The organism is Phreatobacter sp. AB_2022a (assembly GCF_026847585.1).
GTDB lineage: Bacteria > Pseudomonadota > Alphaproteobacteria > Rhizobiales > Phreatobacteraceae > Phreatobacter.
Genome location: NZ_JAPSET010000004.1, coordinates 160,577 through 175,721 on the forward strand (window position 1 = coordinate 160,577; position 15,145 = coordinate 175,721).

Annotated in this window: 15 protein-coding genes; 12 read left to right on the top strand and 3 right to left on the bottom strand. The window is 68.6% G+C overall.

Annotated elements, in window-relative coordinates; all coding sequences use genetic code 11:
* Positions 1 to 168: 168 nt before the first annotated feature.
* Positions 169 to 1,113, bottom strand: coding sequence for an N-carbamoyl-D-amino-acid hydrolase (locus OZ671_RS04745; RefSeq protein ID WP_268859658.1), 945 nt, complete (start codon positions 1,111 to 1,113; stop codon positions 169 to 171).
* A 166-nt stretch (positions 1,114 to 1,279) separates the two neighbouring features.
* On the opposite strand from OZ671_RS04745, the gene OZ671_RS04750 reads away from it, so the two are divergent.
* Positions 1,280 to 2,200 carry a LysR family transcriptional regulator gene (locus tag OZ671_RS04750; RefSeq protein ID WP_268859659.1) on the top strand — a complete coding sequence of 307 codons (921 nt, stop codon included), beginning with the start codon at positions 1,280 to 1,282 and terminating at the stop codon, positions 2,198 to 2,200.
* A 13-nt stretch (positions 2,201 to 2,213) separates the two neighbouring features.
* Here the strand turns inward: OZ671_RS04750 and OZ671_RS04755 are convergent, their stop codons facing one another.
* On the bottom strand, positions 2,214 to 3,614 hold the full coding sequence (locus tag OZ671_RS04755; RefSeq protein WP_268859660.1) for an amidase: 1,401 nt from the start codon (positions 3,612 to 3,614) through the stop codon (positions 2,214 to 2,216).
* 214 nt (positions 3,615 to 3,828) lie between these two features.
* Here OZ671_RS04755 and OZ671_RS04760 point away from each other — a divergent pair, with 214 nt between their 5' ends.
* Together OZ671_RS04760 and OZ671_RS04765 are read left to right on the top strand one after the other, a co-directional pair.
* On the top strand, positions 3,829 to 4,692 hold the full coding sequence (locus OZ671_RS04760; RefSeq protein WP_038312831.1) for a peptidase: 864 nt from the start codon (positions 3,829 to 3,831) through the stop codon (positions 4,690 to 4,692).
* Between the two features lie 306 nt (positions 4,693 to 4,998).
* Positions 4,999 to 5,802 carry a response regulator gene (locus OZ671_RS04765; RefSeq protein WP_268859661.1) on the top strand — a complete coding sequence of 268 codons (804 nt, stop codon included), beginning with the start codon at positions 4,999 to 5,001 and terminating at the stop codon, positions 5,800 to 5,802.
* Positions 5,803 to 5,817: 15 nt separating this feature from the next.
* On the opposite strand, the gene OZ671_RS04770 is transcribed toward OZ671_RS04765, so the two are convergent.
* Positions 5,818 to 6,357 (bottom strand): MOSC domain-containing protein, encoded by a 540-nt coding sequence (locus OZ671_RS04770; protein WP_038312837.1) that lies wholly within the window; start codon positions 6,355 to 6,357, stop codon positions 5,818 to 5,820.
* A 137-nt stretch (positions 6,358 to 6,494) separates the two neighbouring features.
* Between OZ671_RS04770 and OZ671_RS04775 the strand changes: the two genes are divergently transcribed.
* From OZ671_RS04775 to rseP, 9 genes are all read left to right on the top strand, one after another.
* The gene (locus tag OZ671_RS04775; protein ID WP_268859662.1) at positions 6,495 to 7,154 is read left to right on the top strand and encodes an HAD hydrolase-like protein; all 660 of its coding nucleotides are present in this window, start codon (positions 6,495 to 6,497) and stop codon (positions 7,152 to 7,154) included.
* 175 nt (positions 7,155 to 7,329) lie between these two features.
* Entirely contained in the window at positions 7,330 to 8,322 is a 993-nt protein-coding gene (locus OZ671_RS04780; protein ID WP_268859663.1) for a 30S ribosomal protein S2, read from the top strand.
* 157 nt (positions 8,323 to 8,479) lie between these two features.
* Positions 8,480 to 9,403 (top strand): translation elongation factor Ts, encoded by a 924-nt coding sequence (gene tsf, locus OZ671_RS04785; protein WP_268859664.1) that lies wholly within the window; start codon positions 8,480 to 8,482, stop codon positions 9,401 to 9,403.
* Positions 9,404 to 9,633: 230 nt separating this feature from the next.
* Complete coding sequence (gene pyrH / locus OZ671_RS04790) at positions 9,634 to 10,350, top strand: UMP kinase (RefSeq protein WP_268859665.1); 717 nt, start codon at positions 9,634 to 9,636, stop codon at positions 10,348 to 10,350.
* Between the two features lie 52 nt (positions 10,351 to 10,402).
* Positions 10,403 to 10,969, top strand: coding sequence for a ribosome recycling factor (gene frr, locus OZ671_RS04795; protein ID WP_038312853.1), 567 nt, complete (start codon positions 10,403 to 10,405; stop codon positions 10,967 to 10,969).
* 23 nt (positions 10,970 to 10,992) lie between these two features.
* The gene (locus tag OZ671_RS04800) at positions 10,993 to 11,763 is read left to right on the top strand and encodes an isoprenyl transferase (protein ID WP_268859666.1); all 771 of its coding nucleotides are present in this window, start codon (positions 10,993 to 10,995) and stop codon (positions 11,761 to 11,763) included.
* A 4-nt stretch (positions 11,764 to 11,767) separates the two neighbouring features.
* On the top strand, positions 11,768 to 12,616 hold the full coding sequence (locus OZ671_RS04805; RefSeq protein WP_268859667.1) for a phosphatidate cytidylyltransferase: 849 nt from the start codon (positions 11,768 to 11,770) through the stop codon (positions 12,614 to 12,616).
* An 8-nt stretch (positions 12,617 to 12,624) separates the two neighbouring features.
* The gene (gene dxr, locus OZ671_RS04810) at positions 12,625 to 13,773 is read left to right on the top strand and encodes a 1-deoxy-D-xylulose-5-phosphate reductoisomerase (RefSeq protein ID WP_268859668.1); all 1,149 of its coding nucleotides are present in this window, start codon (positions 12,625 to 12,627) and stop codon (positions 13,771 to 13,773) included.
* A gap of 78 nt (positions 13,774 to 13,851) precedes the next feature.
* A complete protein-coding gene (gene rseP, locus OZ671_RS04815; protein WP_268859669.1) occupies positions 13,852 to 15,018 on the top strand; it encodes an RIP metalloprotease RseP in 1,167 nt (388 codons plus the stop codon).
* The last annotated feature ends 127 nt before the right edge of the window (positions 15,019 to 15,145 follow it).

Consider the following 15,145-nt stretch of genomic DNA (forward strand, 5'->3'; position numbering starts at 1 on the left):
TGCCGCAGCGGTCCGCGGCCTCGCAAAAATCGGCTTGTTCATGCCGTCTGATCCCCTTGATCTGGACGAGGCGGTCTGGCGCCGCCTTCTTGTCGTCGGTGTCCTGGTCCTGGTGTCTGAATGCACTCCGCGTCCGCTATCGCATCGGACCGGCCACCGGCTCGGCCGTCAGCCGGCGGGTTCGACCACGCCGGTCTGGGCGGTGATCGGACCGTACCATTGCGGCCGCCGGTGAGCCTCGAAATTGAACATCTTGGACTTGCCCTGCTGGCACAGGTCGAAGTCGCAATCGGCGACGATGACCTCGTCGGCGAGCGTGGCCGCCTCGGCGACGATCCGCCCGTTGGGGTCGACGATGCAGGAACCACCGATCAGCCCGGCGCCGTCCTCCTCGCCCGCCTTGGCGACGGCGACGGCCCAGGTGGCGTTCATGTAGGCATTGGACTGGACGGCGAGCTTGGCATGGAAGGTGCGCAGCGCCGCATCCTCGCGATCCCCGCCATTCGGATCGTAGGCCGCCGAATTGTAGCCGACGCAGACGAGTTCGACGCCCTGCAGGCCGAGCACGCGCCAGGCTTCCGGCCAGCGCCGGTCGTTGCAGATCAGCATGCCGGTGATCGGCCCGCCCCAGCTCTTCGGGCCGCGGACCGCCGGAAAGCCGAGATCGCCATATTCGAAATAGCGCTTCTCGAGCTGCTGGTACTTTTCCCCGGCGCGCGGCTCGACCGAACCGGGCAGATGCACCTTGCGGTATTTCGACAGGATCGCGCCGTCGGGGCCGACCAGCACGGCGCTGTTGAAATGGCGCCCTTCGGGCGTCTTCTCGGCATAGCCGACATAGAAGCCGACCTGGAGCGCGCGGGCGCGGTCGAACAGGGGCTGGACTGCCGGGTTCGGCATGGCCGGCTCGAAATAGACGTCGAGCGCGTCCTGTTCGATCAGCCAGCGCGGGAAGAAGGTGGTGAAGGCCAGTTCGGGAAAGACCACGAGGCCCGCGCCCTGCGCCGCGCCCTGTTCCAGCAGGGCGATGAGGCGATCGAGCGTTGCCGCCCGGCTGTCGTTGCGCTGGGTCGGTCCCATTTGCGCGCCGGCGACACGAAGACTGCGCGGCATGGTCTTGGCCTTCTGCTGGACTGTTTCGATCGTGGCGGGCCGCCGGCCGAGGCGTCGGCGATCAGCCCGCCCGCCGGAACTGTGGCACCGCGCCGAGGGTGCAACAATAGTTTCGACTATGATATTTTGGCCTTGTCTATTCATCGGAGTGATAAAGCGTCGCGCCATGACCCTCCGTCAGCTGGAAATTCTCAGAGCCATCATCCGCCACCGCACGACCGTGGCCGCGGCGAACCAGCTCGGCCTGTCGCAGCCGGCGGTCAGCAATGCCATCAAGGCGATGGAGGCGCAGAGCGGCTTTCCACTGTTCGAGCGGATCAACAACAGGCTGTTCCCGACCCGCGAAGCGCAGATGCTGCATGACGAGGCCGAGGCCATCTTCACGATGCACACGCTCCTGGAGAACAAGCTTCGCGACCTCAAGGAGAGCAAGGCCGGGCATCTCAGGATCGTCGCGACGCCGCCGATCGGCTACGGCGTCATTCCGACCGCTCTCAGGCAGTTCCTCGACCAGCGGCCGCAGGTGCAGGTCTATTTCGACGTGCGGCGCTACGAGGGCGTGGTCGACAGCGTCGAAAGCAATCTGGTCGAGCTCGGCTTCGCGATCGGCCTCGAGGAGCGGCCGGGGCTGCATTGCGAGGCGGTCTTCACCGGCGACATGGTCTGCGTCGTCAAGCCGGGCCATCCCCTGGCCGGGCGCACCGTGGTGACCCCGGCGGATCTGGCCGACCATCCCTTCATCGCGCTCGAGCGCGGCACGCGCCTCGGCGAGGCGGTGCGCAACAGCTTCCGTCTTGCCGGCCAGCCGTTCCGGCACACGGTCGAGGTGCGCTACTGCAACACGGCGTGCGTGCTGGCCGAAAGCGGCGTCGGCGCGGCGGTGGTCGATCCCTTTTCGCCGCGTTATGGCGCCGGCGGCGACCTCGTGGTGCTGCCCTACGAGCCGGTGACGCGGGCGGTCGCCTCGGTCGGCTGGTCGAAGAGCCGGCCGCTGTCGCGGCTTGCGCAGGCCTTCCTCGCCGAAGTGCGCGCCGGCGCGGCGCGCATGGAGCGCGACTATCGCGAGCGGCGCGGCGGGCCGGTCTGACGACCGGCCCGGATCAGTCGAGGATCGCCTCGATCGCCGCCGCGATGGCGAGCAGCTTGCGGTCGGCCAGCCGCGGCGCGACGATCTGCAGGCCGATCGGCAGCCCGGCCGCGGTGACGCCGCAGGGCACGGAGATCGCCGGCTGCCGGGCGTGGTTGAACAGCGGCGTGAACACGGCATGGCCGCGCGGACCGACCGGCACGCCGGCGATCGTCTCGGGCCCGAGCTTCTCGATCGGCCAGGCCGGACAGGGCGTGGTCGGGCCGATCGCCGCATCGATCGCATGATCCCGGAAGAACCGGGCGGCGGCGACCGCCACTTCCTCCGACAGCAGCAGTGCCCGCCCGACATCCGGGCTCGACTGTTCGAAGCCGGCCTTGATCTGGATGCCGAGATCGGCATCGATCTGGTCAGGATCGTCCTGCCAGCGCGCGCCGTAGAGAGCGGCGAGGCCGGCCTGCTGGATCGGACCGAGGCCGGCTTCGGCAATGCCGTCCGGCCAGTCCGGATCCTTGTCCAGGATGGTCAGGCCGGCTGCGCGCAGCGCCTCGACCGCCCGGTCGGTCAGCGCGGCGATCTCCGGCTCCATCGGCACGTCGAGGCCCCATTTCGGCGAATAGGCGAGCGTCAGGGCGCCGAAGTCGAGACTTTCGCCGGGCGCGACGAAGGCCGAATGCGGGTCGCGCGGATCGGGGCCCGCCATCACGTCGAAGGCCAGCGCCGCCTCGGCGACCGTGCGGGTGATCGGGCAGTTGCAGGAAATGCCGAAGAACGGCTCGGCGAAGCCCGGTCCATAGGGAATGGCACCGAACGAGGGCTTGAAGCCGACGAGGCCGGTATGGGCCGGCGGGCGGCGGCTCGAGCCGCCGGCATCGGTGCCGAGGGCGAGGGGGACCATGCCGCTCGCAACCGATACGACCGCGCCGCCCGACGAGCCGCCCGGCGTCAGTGTCGGGTCCAGCGGGTGGCGCGTCGCGCCGTAGAGCCGATTGGTGGTCTGGCCCTTGGCGGCGAATTCCGGCGTGTTGGTGATGCCGAGAATGACCGCGCCGGCGGCCTCCAGACGCTCGACCGCGACTGCGCTCTCGGGCGCGACGAAATCCTTGAACAGATGCGAGCCCTGGGTGATCGGCCGGCCCTTGACCCAGATATTGTCCTTGATGGTGACCGGCACGCCGGCCAGCGGCAGGTTCTCGCCGCTCGCCACGCGCCGGTCGACGCTTGCCGCCCGCGCCCTGGCATCCTCCGGATCAAAGGCGATCACTGCATTGAGGCGAGGATTGAGCGCGGCGATCCGTGCGATCGCCCGCTCGGTTTCCGCGGCGGCGGTCGTGCGGCCGGCACGCACGGCCTCGGCGAGCGCCATGATGGATGGCCAGGGTTCGTCGGTGACGGGCAGGGACGGTGCGGACATCGGGACGATGCTCCCTCGGCATTTCGCGCAAATCATACCAAAGCGGCGGGGCAGGGCGCAGCCGGCGGCGAGAGCATCTGCCCTGCATCGATGGTTGCGATGCATGGAGCCTCGCCGGTGTGGAGGCATGACGGCGCCCGCAAGGCGTGCTAGCGGCAGAACCCGCCGCCGGTCAAACTGCCTTTGGCCGCGGTTCGAGAAAGGATCGCCGCTCGTGAGCACGCACGAACTGATCGTCGCCCTGGGCGAGACCCGCTATCGCGTCGAGCGTCCGTTCGGTGCCTGGCCGGCCAATGCCGGTTTCGTCAGCGACGTCGCCGTGGATGGCCGCGGCCATGTCTTCGTGCTGCTGCGCCATGACAGCCAGACCCAGCCGGACGATCCTCGCGTGATCGAGCTCGATGCGGAGGGGCGCCATCTCGGCGGCTGGGGCGGCGACACGATCGCCGACGGGCACATGCTGACCGTCGATGCCGAAGGGCGGGTGATCGTGGTCGATCGCGACATGCACGAGGTCATCTGGTTCTCGCCGCAAGGCGAGCGCCTCGGGCAGCTCGGCGCGCGGGGCGTGCCGCTTGCCCCGTTCAACCATCCGACCGACGTCTCGGTCTCGCCCTGGGGCGAGATCTATGTCGCCGACGGCTATGCCGCATCCCACGTGCACCGCTTTTCGGCCGATGGCGCGCTGATCGCGACCTGGGGCGAACTGGGCTTCGCACCTGGCGAATTCGGCGAGCCGCACGGCATCTGGACCTTTGCCGACGGCCGGGTCGTGGTGATCGACCGCACCCGCGACCGGGTGCAGGTTTTCGATCGCGACGGTGCGGTGCTGGACGTCTGGACCGGCTTCTACCGGCCGGTGGCGATCTGGGGCGATCCAGAGGGGCGGGCCTTCATCACCGACCAGGGGCCGAGCCTGCACCTGATCGGCGCCGATGGGGTCAGGATCGGCCGGGCGCGGCCCATGCTCAACGGCGCACATGGCATTTTCGGCACGCCCGGAGGCGACCTGTTCCTGGCCGAGAGCAGCCCGAGCCGGATCACGCGGCTGCGTCCGATCGGTTCCGGCGAGGTCTGAGCGTCCGCTCTGACGGGCGGGCGGCAGGCCCGCGGAACGCGGCCGGATGGCGTGAGCCGTGCCGCTGCATGCCACATAGGAACGGCCAGGTGACGGGCTGCCGGGGGCGGCCGGCCACGGTCGGCGACGGCTCCGTGCCGCGGCGTAAGGGCATGGATGAATTGGCGAAAAGCGGGAAAATGTTCGAGGTTGTGAAAATCACACCATGAAGTTGAGATGTCCCTACGAAACTCGACACAGCATAATGGTACCTTTGCCCCGCGAATGATAAGAAGGGCGGGACTGCAGCTGCGACGAGTGAAGTGAATGGCAAGCGCCGAGGCCCCGGGCGAGGATGCGGACATTGCGATCATCGACATCCCGCCCTGGACCGTGCTCATCGCCGACGATTCGACCTTCTGGCGCGGGCTGATCCGTTCGGGCATCGAAGCTTTCGACCGCGCCGTCACCATCATCGAGGTGAAGAACGGCCGGGAGGCGCTCGACGTCCTCTCGGAGCGGCCGGTCGACATTGCCTTCGTCGACCTCGCCATGCCGGAGATCGATGGCTCCGAGGTTGTCGAACGTGTGCGGCATCACGGCAAGATGCCGTTTTTTGTGGTGGTTTCGGTCACCGGCGATGCCGAAGCCATTGCCCGCATGCGGCGCCTGGCCGCCTATGACTACCTGGTGAAGCCATTCGGCGCCGAAGCGATCGCCCCGGTGCTGCAGACCTTCGAACGGGTCAGTCAGCGCACGCGCATCCTGATCGTCGACGATTCGGGCACCGCGCGCGGCATCGTCAGGCGCATCCTGTCCCACTCGATCTTCAATCTTGACGTCTATCAGGCCGGCGACGGCATCTCGGCGCTGGAGAACTATGCGAGCGAAGGGGCCGACATCGTTTTTCTGGACATGAACATGCCCTGGATCGACGGCGCCAGCACGCTGCGGTTGCTGCGGGCGGTCAACCGTCATGTGCGCGTCGTGCTGATGTCGGCGAGCGCCGATATCGCCGAGCGCGCCCAGGAGCTCGGCGCGGCCGCCTATCTGAAAAAGCCATTCTTCGCCCAGGATCTCGACCGGACGGTGCATCAGCTGTTCGGGCTGCGGCAGCCCTATTCGGAGTAGCCGCCCGCGCGCCGGCTAGACACGCTCCAGCGCGCGGAACGGCGGCGCCGGCAGGGTGACGCCGATCGGATCGCCGGGCGTGACCATGCCGCCGGCGCGCACGATGCCCATGATGCCCGCCTTGCGTATCAGCTTGCCGGCCGCGTCGCGGCCGAGCACGGCCTGGGTGAGGCCCGGCCGGAAGCGATCGAGTTGGATGCAGGGATTGCGCAGCCCCGTCACCTCGATCGCGGCCGTGCCGATCGTGAGCAGCGCGCCGGTCGGCAAGCCGAGGAGATCGATGCCCTCGGTCGTGACGTTCTCGCCGATGTCGCCCGGCCCGATCTCGAAGCCCTTCTGGCGGAGCTCGTCGAACAGCTCGGCATGGACGAGATGGATTTGGCGCAGATTGGGCTGGCTCGGGTCGAGCGCGACGCGCGAGCGGTGCTTGACGGTGACCCCGGCATGAGCGTCGCCCTCGACGCCGAGCCCGGCGATCAGCGTGATGAAGAGCGCGCGCTTCTTGCTGAACGTGTGGCCGGCGCTGCGGCTGACGGCAAGGACCGAGCCGGGCATGGGGGAACCTCCGGGGCCGATGCGGGGAAAGGGCCTTGTTGCCCGAGCAGGCCGACAAAGTCACGGGTGCGGCCCTGCGGACGAGCGATGCGGCCGGGCGCGTGGCGGAACGGCCCGATCCGGGCTAGACGGGCCGGATGTCCCTGACCGTTCTCTTCGATCTCGACGGCACGCTGACCGATCCCGCGCCAGGCATCGTCGGCTGCTTCCGCCAGGCGCTCATCGATACCGGCCACGAAGCGCCGGCTTTCGAGACGCTGAAATGGATCATCGGGCCGTCGCTGCGCTCGTCCTTTGCCCGGTTCATGCCGGAGGGCGAGGCGGTCGAGGCGGCGCTGGCGCGCTACCGGCTGCACTATGGCGGCGGTGGCCTCTATGACCTTGCGCTCTATCCCGGCATGATGGAGGCGGTCGAGACGATCCGTGGCGAGGCTGCGGCCATGTTCGTCTGCACCGCGAAGCCGGAGCCTTTCGCCCAGCCGATCATCGAGCGGTTCGGCTATGCGCCCCTGTTCGACCGGGTCTATGGCACGACACTGGACGGCAGCCTCGACGACAAGGGCGACCTGATGGCCAAGATCATCGCCGAGCAGGGCTTCGATCCGTCGCGCGCGATCATGGTGGGCGACCGCAAGCACGATGTCGCGGCGGCGCGCCGCCACGGCGTCACGGCCATCGGCGTCACCTGGGGCTATGGCGGCGAGGCCGAGCTCACCGAGAGCGGCGCGACGCATCTTTGCGCGCAGCCGTCGGCGCTGCCCGGCCTGATCGCCGCCATCGCCGCCGGCCGGATCTGAACGACGGCCGGGCGGCCGGGCGCCCGGACCTTGCATTGTCGGCCGGTTTGGTATATCGCCCCGCCCATTCCACACGCGGACCCGCGGCGGAAGACGCTCGTCTTTTCGCCGCTCCGGTGGTGTCGGGCCCATTCTGGGCCGGCCCATATCCGCGGAGGCTTAACCGGAGAAGACCATGGCGCTGCCCGATTTCAGCATGCGTCAGCTTTTGGAAGCTGGCTGCCACTTTGGCCATCAGGCCCACCGTTGGAACCCGAAGATGAACCAGTTCATCTTCGGCGTGCGCAACAACATCCACATCATCGACCTCGCCCAGTCCGTGCCGATGCTGCACCGCGCCCTCGTCGCGGTCTCCGACACGGTGGCCAAGGGCGGCCGCGTGCTGTTCGTCGGCACCAAGCGCCAGGCCCAGGAGGCGATCTCCGACGCCGCCAAGCGTTCGGCCCAGTACTACGTCAATTCGCGCTGGCTCGGCGGCACGCTGACCAACTGGAAGACCGTCTCGCAGTCGATCTCGCGCCTGCGCAAGCTGGACGAATCGCTCGGCCACGGCGGCACCGGCTACACCAAGAAGGAAGCCCTGACGCTGACGCGCGAGCGCGACAAGCTCGAGCGCGCGCTGGGCGGCATCAAGGACATGGGCGGCACGCCGGACCTGATGTTCGTGATCGACACCAACAAGGAGGCGATCGCCATCCTGGAGGCCCGTCGCCTGGGCATTCCGGTCGCCGCCATCGTCGACACCAACTGCGACCCCGACGGCATCACCTATCCGATCCCGGGCAATGACGATGCCGGCCGCGCGCTGACGCTCTATTGCGACCTGATCGCCCGCGCCGCCATCGACGGCCTCGCCCGCGCCCAGGGCTCGGCGGGCGTCGACCTCGGCGCCTCGGAGAAGCCGATGGAGGAGGACCTGCCGTCCGCTCCCGCCGGCTTCGAGCGGCTGGCCGGTCCGCGCGGCATCGCCGACGAGCTGACCAAGCTCACCGGCGTGTCGGCGGCCATCGAGAAGCAGCTCAACGATCTCGGCGTGTTCCACTTCTGGCAGATCGCCTCGTTCACCCCGGCCGATGCCGCGGAGATCGGCGACAGCGTCGGTCTGCCCGGCCGCGTCGACGGCTGGGTCGCCCAGTCCAAGGCGCTGGTCGAGGCCGAGGCCGCGTAAGGCATTCGCCGCACGTCATCCGCTCGACATGTCCGCGTGCTGAACGCATGCGGGCATCGGAGCGGGAGACCCGGTTGACGTGATTCCGGCCGGTCCGAACCCTCGGGCCGGCCGTTTCCCATCCTGATCATCCATTCGATTTCGAGGAACGACCCCCATGGCTGCTATCACCGCCCAAATGGTCAAGGAACTGCGCGAGATGACCGGCGCGGGCATGATGGACTGTAAGGCCGCGCTGACCGAAACCAATGGCGACATCGAGGCGGCGGTCGATCTGCTGCGCAAGAAGGGCCTGTCCAAGGCCGCCAAGAAGGCCGGCCGCGTCGCGGCCGAAGGCCTTGTCGGCGTCTGGGCCGACGGCGCCAAGGCCGCCGTGGTCGAAGTCAATTCCGAGACCGACTTCGTCGCCCGCAACGACCAGTTCCAGGGCCTCGTGAAGATGATCGCCCATGTCGCCTTCAAGACCGGCGACGACGTGGCGGCGATCCTCGCGGCCAAGGACCAGGGCGGCACGACGGTCGCCGACGCGCTGACCAATGCCGTTTCGACCATCGGCGAGCACATGTCGCTGCGCCGCGCCGCCGTGCTGTCGGTCGGCGCCGGCGTCGTCGCCAGCTATCTGCACAACCAGGTCGATCCGGGCCTCGGCAAGATCGGCGTGCTGGTCGCGCTCGAATCGACCGGGTCGAAGGAGGAGCTCGCCCAGCTCGGCCGCATGCTCGCCATGCACGTCGCCGCCGCCAACCCGCTGGCGCTGGACGCCGCCGGCCTCGACCCGGCCGTGGTCGCGCGCGAGCAGGCGATCCTGGCCGAGAAGAATGCCGGCAAGCCCGAGCATGTCCTGGCCAAGATCGTCGAGTCCGGCCTGAAGACCTACTACAAGGAAGTCTGCTTCCTGGAGCAGGCCTATATCCATGACACCGGCAAGTCGGTCGCCCAGGCCGTCAAGGAAGCCGAAGGCAAGGTCGGCGCGCCCATCAAGGTCGCCGGTTTCGTGCGCTTCGCGCTCGGCGAGGGCATCGAGAAGGCCGAGAGCGATTTCGCGGCGGAAGTGGCCGCCCAGGCCGGCATCAAGGCCTGACCGGCACACGCTGCCGAGCGATCGAGAGGGGCGGGCGACCGCCCCTTTTTCGTGCGCGCCGGGCCGCGGGCCGGTTCTGTGGCCAATTGGCGCAGCTTCCGGCATGCTTCGCCGGCCGTTTTCTTGGGACGATGGGGGCGGCCGGCCCCGCGGGCGGTTGCGCGGGCGCCTCGTTCGGCTAAACCCGTCGCCGACAGCTTCTGTGGAATGTTTCGAGTCGGGAGGGGGCGATGGCCGGATCGGGCTACAAGCGCGCGCTGGTGAAGATTTCCGGCGAGGCGCTGGCGGGATCGGCCGACTTCGGCTTCGATCCCAAGGTCGTCAGAGCAATCGCGCAGGATCTCGTCGCCGCCGCCAGGGCCGGCATCGAGATCGCGGTGGTGGTCGGCGGCGGCAATATCTTCCGGGGCAAGCAGATCGCCGGCATCGGCCTCAGCCGGGTCGATGCCGACGCCATCGGACGGCTTGCGACCGTCATGAACGCGATCACGCTGGCCGGCCAGATCCAGGCTCTCGGCCATCCCGCGGTGGCGCTTTCGGCGGAGCCCGTGCCGGAGGCGCTCGACACCTATACCGCGCGCCATGCACTTGGCCATCTCGCGGCGGGCCGCATCGTCGTCCTCGGTGGTGGCATCGGCGTGCCGCTCCTGACCACCGACACGACCGCCACCATGCGGGCGGTGGAGCTCAACTGCGACGTCGTTCTGAAGGGCACCAATGTCGACGGCATCTATTCCGCCGACCCCAAGACCCATCCCGATGCCGAGCGTTTCGACGCGCTGACCGCCGACGAGGCGATCGCCAGGGATCTCAAGGTCATGGATACGGCCGCCTTCGCTCTTGCCCGCGAGAACCGTCTTCCGATAATCGTGTTCTCACTCGATGCGCCCAATGCGGTCACTTCGGTTCTGACCGGCACCGGACGCTTTACCCTGGTCACCAGCTGACCTGCCGCATTCCGCGGGCTCATTCCCGCGCAACGATCAAGAGGCGTATCCCATGGCCGCGTCCCCGACCTTCGACATTGCCGACATCACCCGCCGCATGCAGGGGGCGATCGGCAGCTACAAGCACGAGCTCGGCACCCTGCGCACCGGGCGCGCGTCGCCGAACCTGCTCGACCCGATCGTGGTCGAGGCCTATGGCCAGAACATGCACATCAACCAGGTCGCGACCGTCTCCGTGCCGGAGCCGCGCCTCCTGTCGGTGCAGGTCTGGGACCGCGGCATGGTGGCGGCGGTCGAGAAGGCGATCCGCGATTCCAGCCTCGGCCTCAATCCGCAGACCGAGGGCCAGGTGATCCGCCTGCGCATCCCGGAACTGACTCAGGATCGCCGCAAGGACATGGTCAAGGTGGCGCACAAATATGCCGAGAACGCCCGTATCGCGGTGCGCCACGTGCGCCGCGACGGCCTCGACATCCTCAAGGCCAAGGAAAAAGACCATTCGATGAGCGAGGACGATCACGCCCGCGGCGCCGACCAGGTGCAGAAGGAGACGGACAAGCACATCGCCGAGATCGATCAGCTCCTGGCCGCCAAGGAAAAAGAGATCATGACCGTCTGACGGGGATTGGCGCGGCGATGAGCATGACCGACCGACAGGAGGCAGAGCCTGGCCAGCCTGACGCCCCCGCGGCGCCGGGCGGGCTGCCGCGTCACGTCGCCATCATCATGGACGGCAACGGCCGCTGGGCGACCGCCCGCGGCCTGCCGCGCGTCGAAGGCCACCGCCGCGGCGTCGAGGCGCTGCGGCGCACCCTGAAGGCGGCGCGCGAGATCGGCATCGAGATCGTCACCATCTATTCCTTCTCGTCGGAGAACTGGTCGCGGCCGCTGGCCGAGGTCTCGGCGTTGATGGGCCTCCTGAAGCGCTTCATCCGCAACGACCTCGCGGAGCTGCACGAGGCCGGCGTGCGCGTGCGCATTGCCGGCGACCGCCACGATCTCGCGCCCGACATTGCCCGCCTGCTGGTCGAGGCCGAGGCGCTGACCGCCGGCAACCGGCGCCAGACGCTGGTCGTCGCCTTCAACTACGGCAGCCGGCAGGAGATCGCCAACGCCGCGCGGGCGCTCGCCGAGGAGGTGGCGGCCGGGCGCCGCGATCCGGCCTCGATCACGCCCGAGGCGATTGCCGGACGGCTGTCGACTTCGGGCATTCCCGACCCCGACCTCATCATCCGCACCTCGGGCGAGGAGCGCCTGTCCAATTTCATGCTGTGGCAGGCCGCCTATTCGGAACTGGTGTTCCAGCCGATCCTCTGGCCGGACTACGGCCGGGAAGCGCTGCTCGAGGCCCTCGCCGAATATGGCCGGCGCGAACGCCGGTTCGGCGGCCTCGCCACCGCCACGGGCGGCTGAACTCATGACGCCCGACCAGCGGCCGGCTGGTGCCTTTTCCGATCCGGACCTGCTGCGACGCGTCGCGTCGGCCCTGGTGCTCATTCCGGTCGCCATCGCGGTCGCCTGGCTCGGCGGCTGGCCGTTCGCCCTGTTCTGGCTGGTCGCGGCCATCGCCGTGCTGTTCGAGTGGAACCGGCTGGTCCATGCCGATGCGCCGCCGGTCCTGTTCGCCGGCGAGATCGCCGCGCTGGTCGCGGCGGTCGTGCTGATCCGCTATTTCCTCAACCCGGGCTTCGGCCTGATCGCGCTCGGCATCGGCACCGGCTTCGCGCTCGCCTTCTCGCCCGCCGGCGTGTCGCGCTGGGCGATCGGCGGACTGCTCTACGCGGCGGCCGTGGTCGCCGGCCCGGTCATCCTGCGCGATGACGCGGCCTATGGCTTCGTCGCCATTCTCTGGCTCTTCGCGGTCGTCTGGGGCACCGATGTCGGCGCCTATTTTGCCGGTCGCGCCATTGGCGGTCCGAAGCTCTGGCCGCGCCTGTCGCCGAAGAAGACCTGGGCGGGCTTCGCCGGCGGCACGCTGATCGGTGCTCTGCTCGGCTGCGCCATTGTCGGGATCGCCGGTCTGCCCGTCGGTCCCGGCCTCGTCGTCGTGACGCTGGCGATCGCCGCGCTCAGCCAGGCCGGCGACCTCTTCGAATCCGCGATCAAGCGGCGCTTCGAGGCGAAGGATGCCGGCGGCCTGATCCCCGGCCATGGCGGCGTGATGGACCGCCTCGACGGCTTTCTGGTCGCCGCGCTCGCCGCAGCCCTGATCGGGCTCGCGCGCGGCGGATTTGCCAATCCCGCAGCCGGCATCCTGATCTGGTAGGAGAGGGCATGCGCGCACTCACCATTCTCGGAGCCACCGGCTCCGTCGGCAGCTCGACGCTCGACCTCGTCGCCCGTCACCGTGACCGGTTCCGTGTCGAGGCCGTGACCGCCAACGGCCAGGCGGCCGAGCTTGCGCGGATCGCGCGGGCGGAGGGCGCGCGTTTCGCCGCCGTCGCCGATCCCGCCGCCTATGGCGCGCTGAAGGAGGCCCTGGCGGGCTCGGGCATCGAAGCGGCCGCCGGCCCCGAGGCCGTCGCCGCGGCGGCGGCACGGGCCTGCGACATGGTGGTGGCGGCGGTTTCGGGGGCAGCCGGCGTCGCCCCGGTGCTCGCCGCGATCGGGCAGGGCACCACGGTCGCGCTCGCCAACAAGGAGAGCCTGGTCGCCGCCGGCGATCTGGTCATGGCCGCGGCGCGCCGCAATGGCGCACGCCTCCTGCCCGTCGATTCCGAGCACAACGCCGTCTTCCAGGCGCTGGCCGGCTCGCGCATGGAGGATGTCGAGACGGTCTGGCTGACCGCCTCGGGCGGCCCGTTCCGCACCTGGACCGCCGAGGCGATCGCCCGCGCCGAACCGGCAGACGCTCTCAAGCATCCCAATTTCGCCATGGGTGCCAAGATTACGGTCGATTCCGCCGGCCTTATGAACAAAGGCCTGGAACTCATTGAGGCGCATCATCTTTTCGCAATAGAGCCGAGCCGCCTGAAGGTGCTCGTCCATCCCCAGCAGATCATCCACGGCATGGTCGGCTACCGCGACGGCTCGGTCATCGCCCAGCTCGGCACGCCCGACATGCGCACGCCGATCGCATCCTGCCTCGGCTTTCCCGAGCGCATCGACGGGCCGGCGCAACGCCTCGATCTCGCAAGGCTCGCCTCGCTCAGCTTCGAGGAGCCCGATCTCGTGCGGTTTCCCGCGCTCAGGCTGGCGATCGAGGCGATGGCGGCCGGCGGGCGCGCGCCCTGCGTGCTCAATGCCGCCAACGAGGTGGCGGTCGAGGCCTTTCTCGCCGGGCGCCTGCGCTTCGGCGACATTGCGCGGGTCGTCGAAAATGTCCTGGCGAGCCACGGGAGCGGCCCCGCTGCGGCCACATTGGATGACTTAAGATTCATTGACCATGTCGCGAGAGATCGCGCCAGGACCTCTTGCATCTGACGCCGGCTCCGGCATCCTCACCCCTGGGAGGGTGTGGGCTCAGCCAGGATGGCCGGCGCATATCCGTGGGACATCGTGATGAACTTCATCTCCGCGTGGGGTGGGTGGGGCTTGGGAATTCTCCCGACCCTCATTGCATTCCTGTTCGTCTTGACGATCGTGGTGTTTTTCCACGAGCTCGGCCATTTCTGGGTCGCGCGCCGCTGCGGGGTGCGCGTCGAGGCCTTTTCCATTGGCTTCGGCCGCGAGCTCGCCGGCTTCAATGACCGTCACGGCACGCGCTGGAAACTCTGCGCCATTCCGCTCGGCGGCTACGTGAAGTTCTTCGGCGATGCGGATGCCGCGAGCCGCCCGGATTTCGAGACCGCCGGCGCGATGACGGAGGCGGAGCGCTCGCAAAGCTTCTTCCACAAGACCCTGGCCCAGCGCGCAGCCATCGTCGCCGCCGGGCCGATCGCGAATTTGATCCTCGCGATCGTCATCTTCACCGCGGTCTTCACGCTCTTCGGCAAGCCGATCACGGCGCCGCGCGTCGAAACCATCGTCGCCGAGAGCGCCGCCGCCGCGGCCGGCTTCAAGCCGGGCGACCTCATCGTCTCGATCGACGGTCGGGCCATCGACAATTTTGCCGACATGCAGCGGATCGTTGCCGGCAGCGCCGGCCGGCCGCTTTCGGTTGTCGTCGAGCGCGACGGCGGCCAGGCCACCCTGACCGCGACGCCGGCGACCTACGAGTTCAAGGACCGGTTCGGCGGCACGCACCGGATCGGCCGGCTCGGCATTTCCAAGTCGACCCAGCCGGGCGACATCGAAATGCGCCGCTACAATCCGCTCGCAGCGGCCTGGATGGGCGTCGAGGAGACGTGGTTCGTGATCTCCAGCACACTGAGCTATATCGGCGGCATCTTCATGGGCACGCAGAGCGCGGACCAGCTCGGCGGGCCGATCCGCATCGCCCAGGTCGCGGGCGAGGCGGCCTCGGTCGGCTTCAGCACGCTGCTCGGCTTCGCGGCGCTGATCTCGGTGTCGATAGGCCTGCTTAATCTCTTTCCGATACCGCTGCTCGATGGCGGTCACCTGGTGTTCTACGCCATCGAGGCGATCCGTGGCCGGCCCATGAGCGAAAGCGCTCAGGAGACCGCGTTCCGGATCGGCTTCGTGATGGTCATGACTTTGATGATTTTTGCGACTTGGAACGACCTGCGCGGGCCCCTCGGGGCACTGTTCGGCAGGTTCGTCGGATGATGAGGTGCGTGGCGTTGCGGCAACGGGCAGTAAAAAACGGTAGGGCGCTTCGCGGTGCAGTTTGCACTGTCGTTGAAACCGGCTACAAGCAACCCGCCCTTGGGGATTCCGTGGGCGGTCCGCGTTC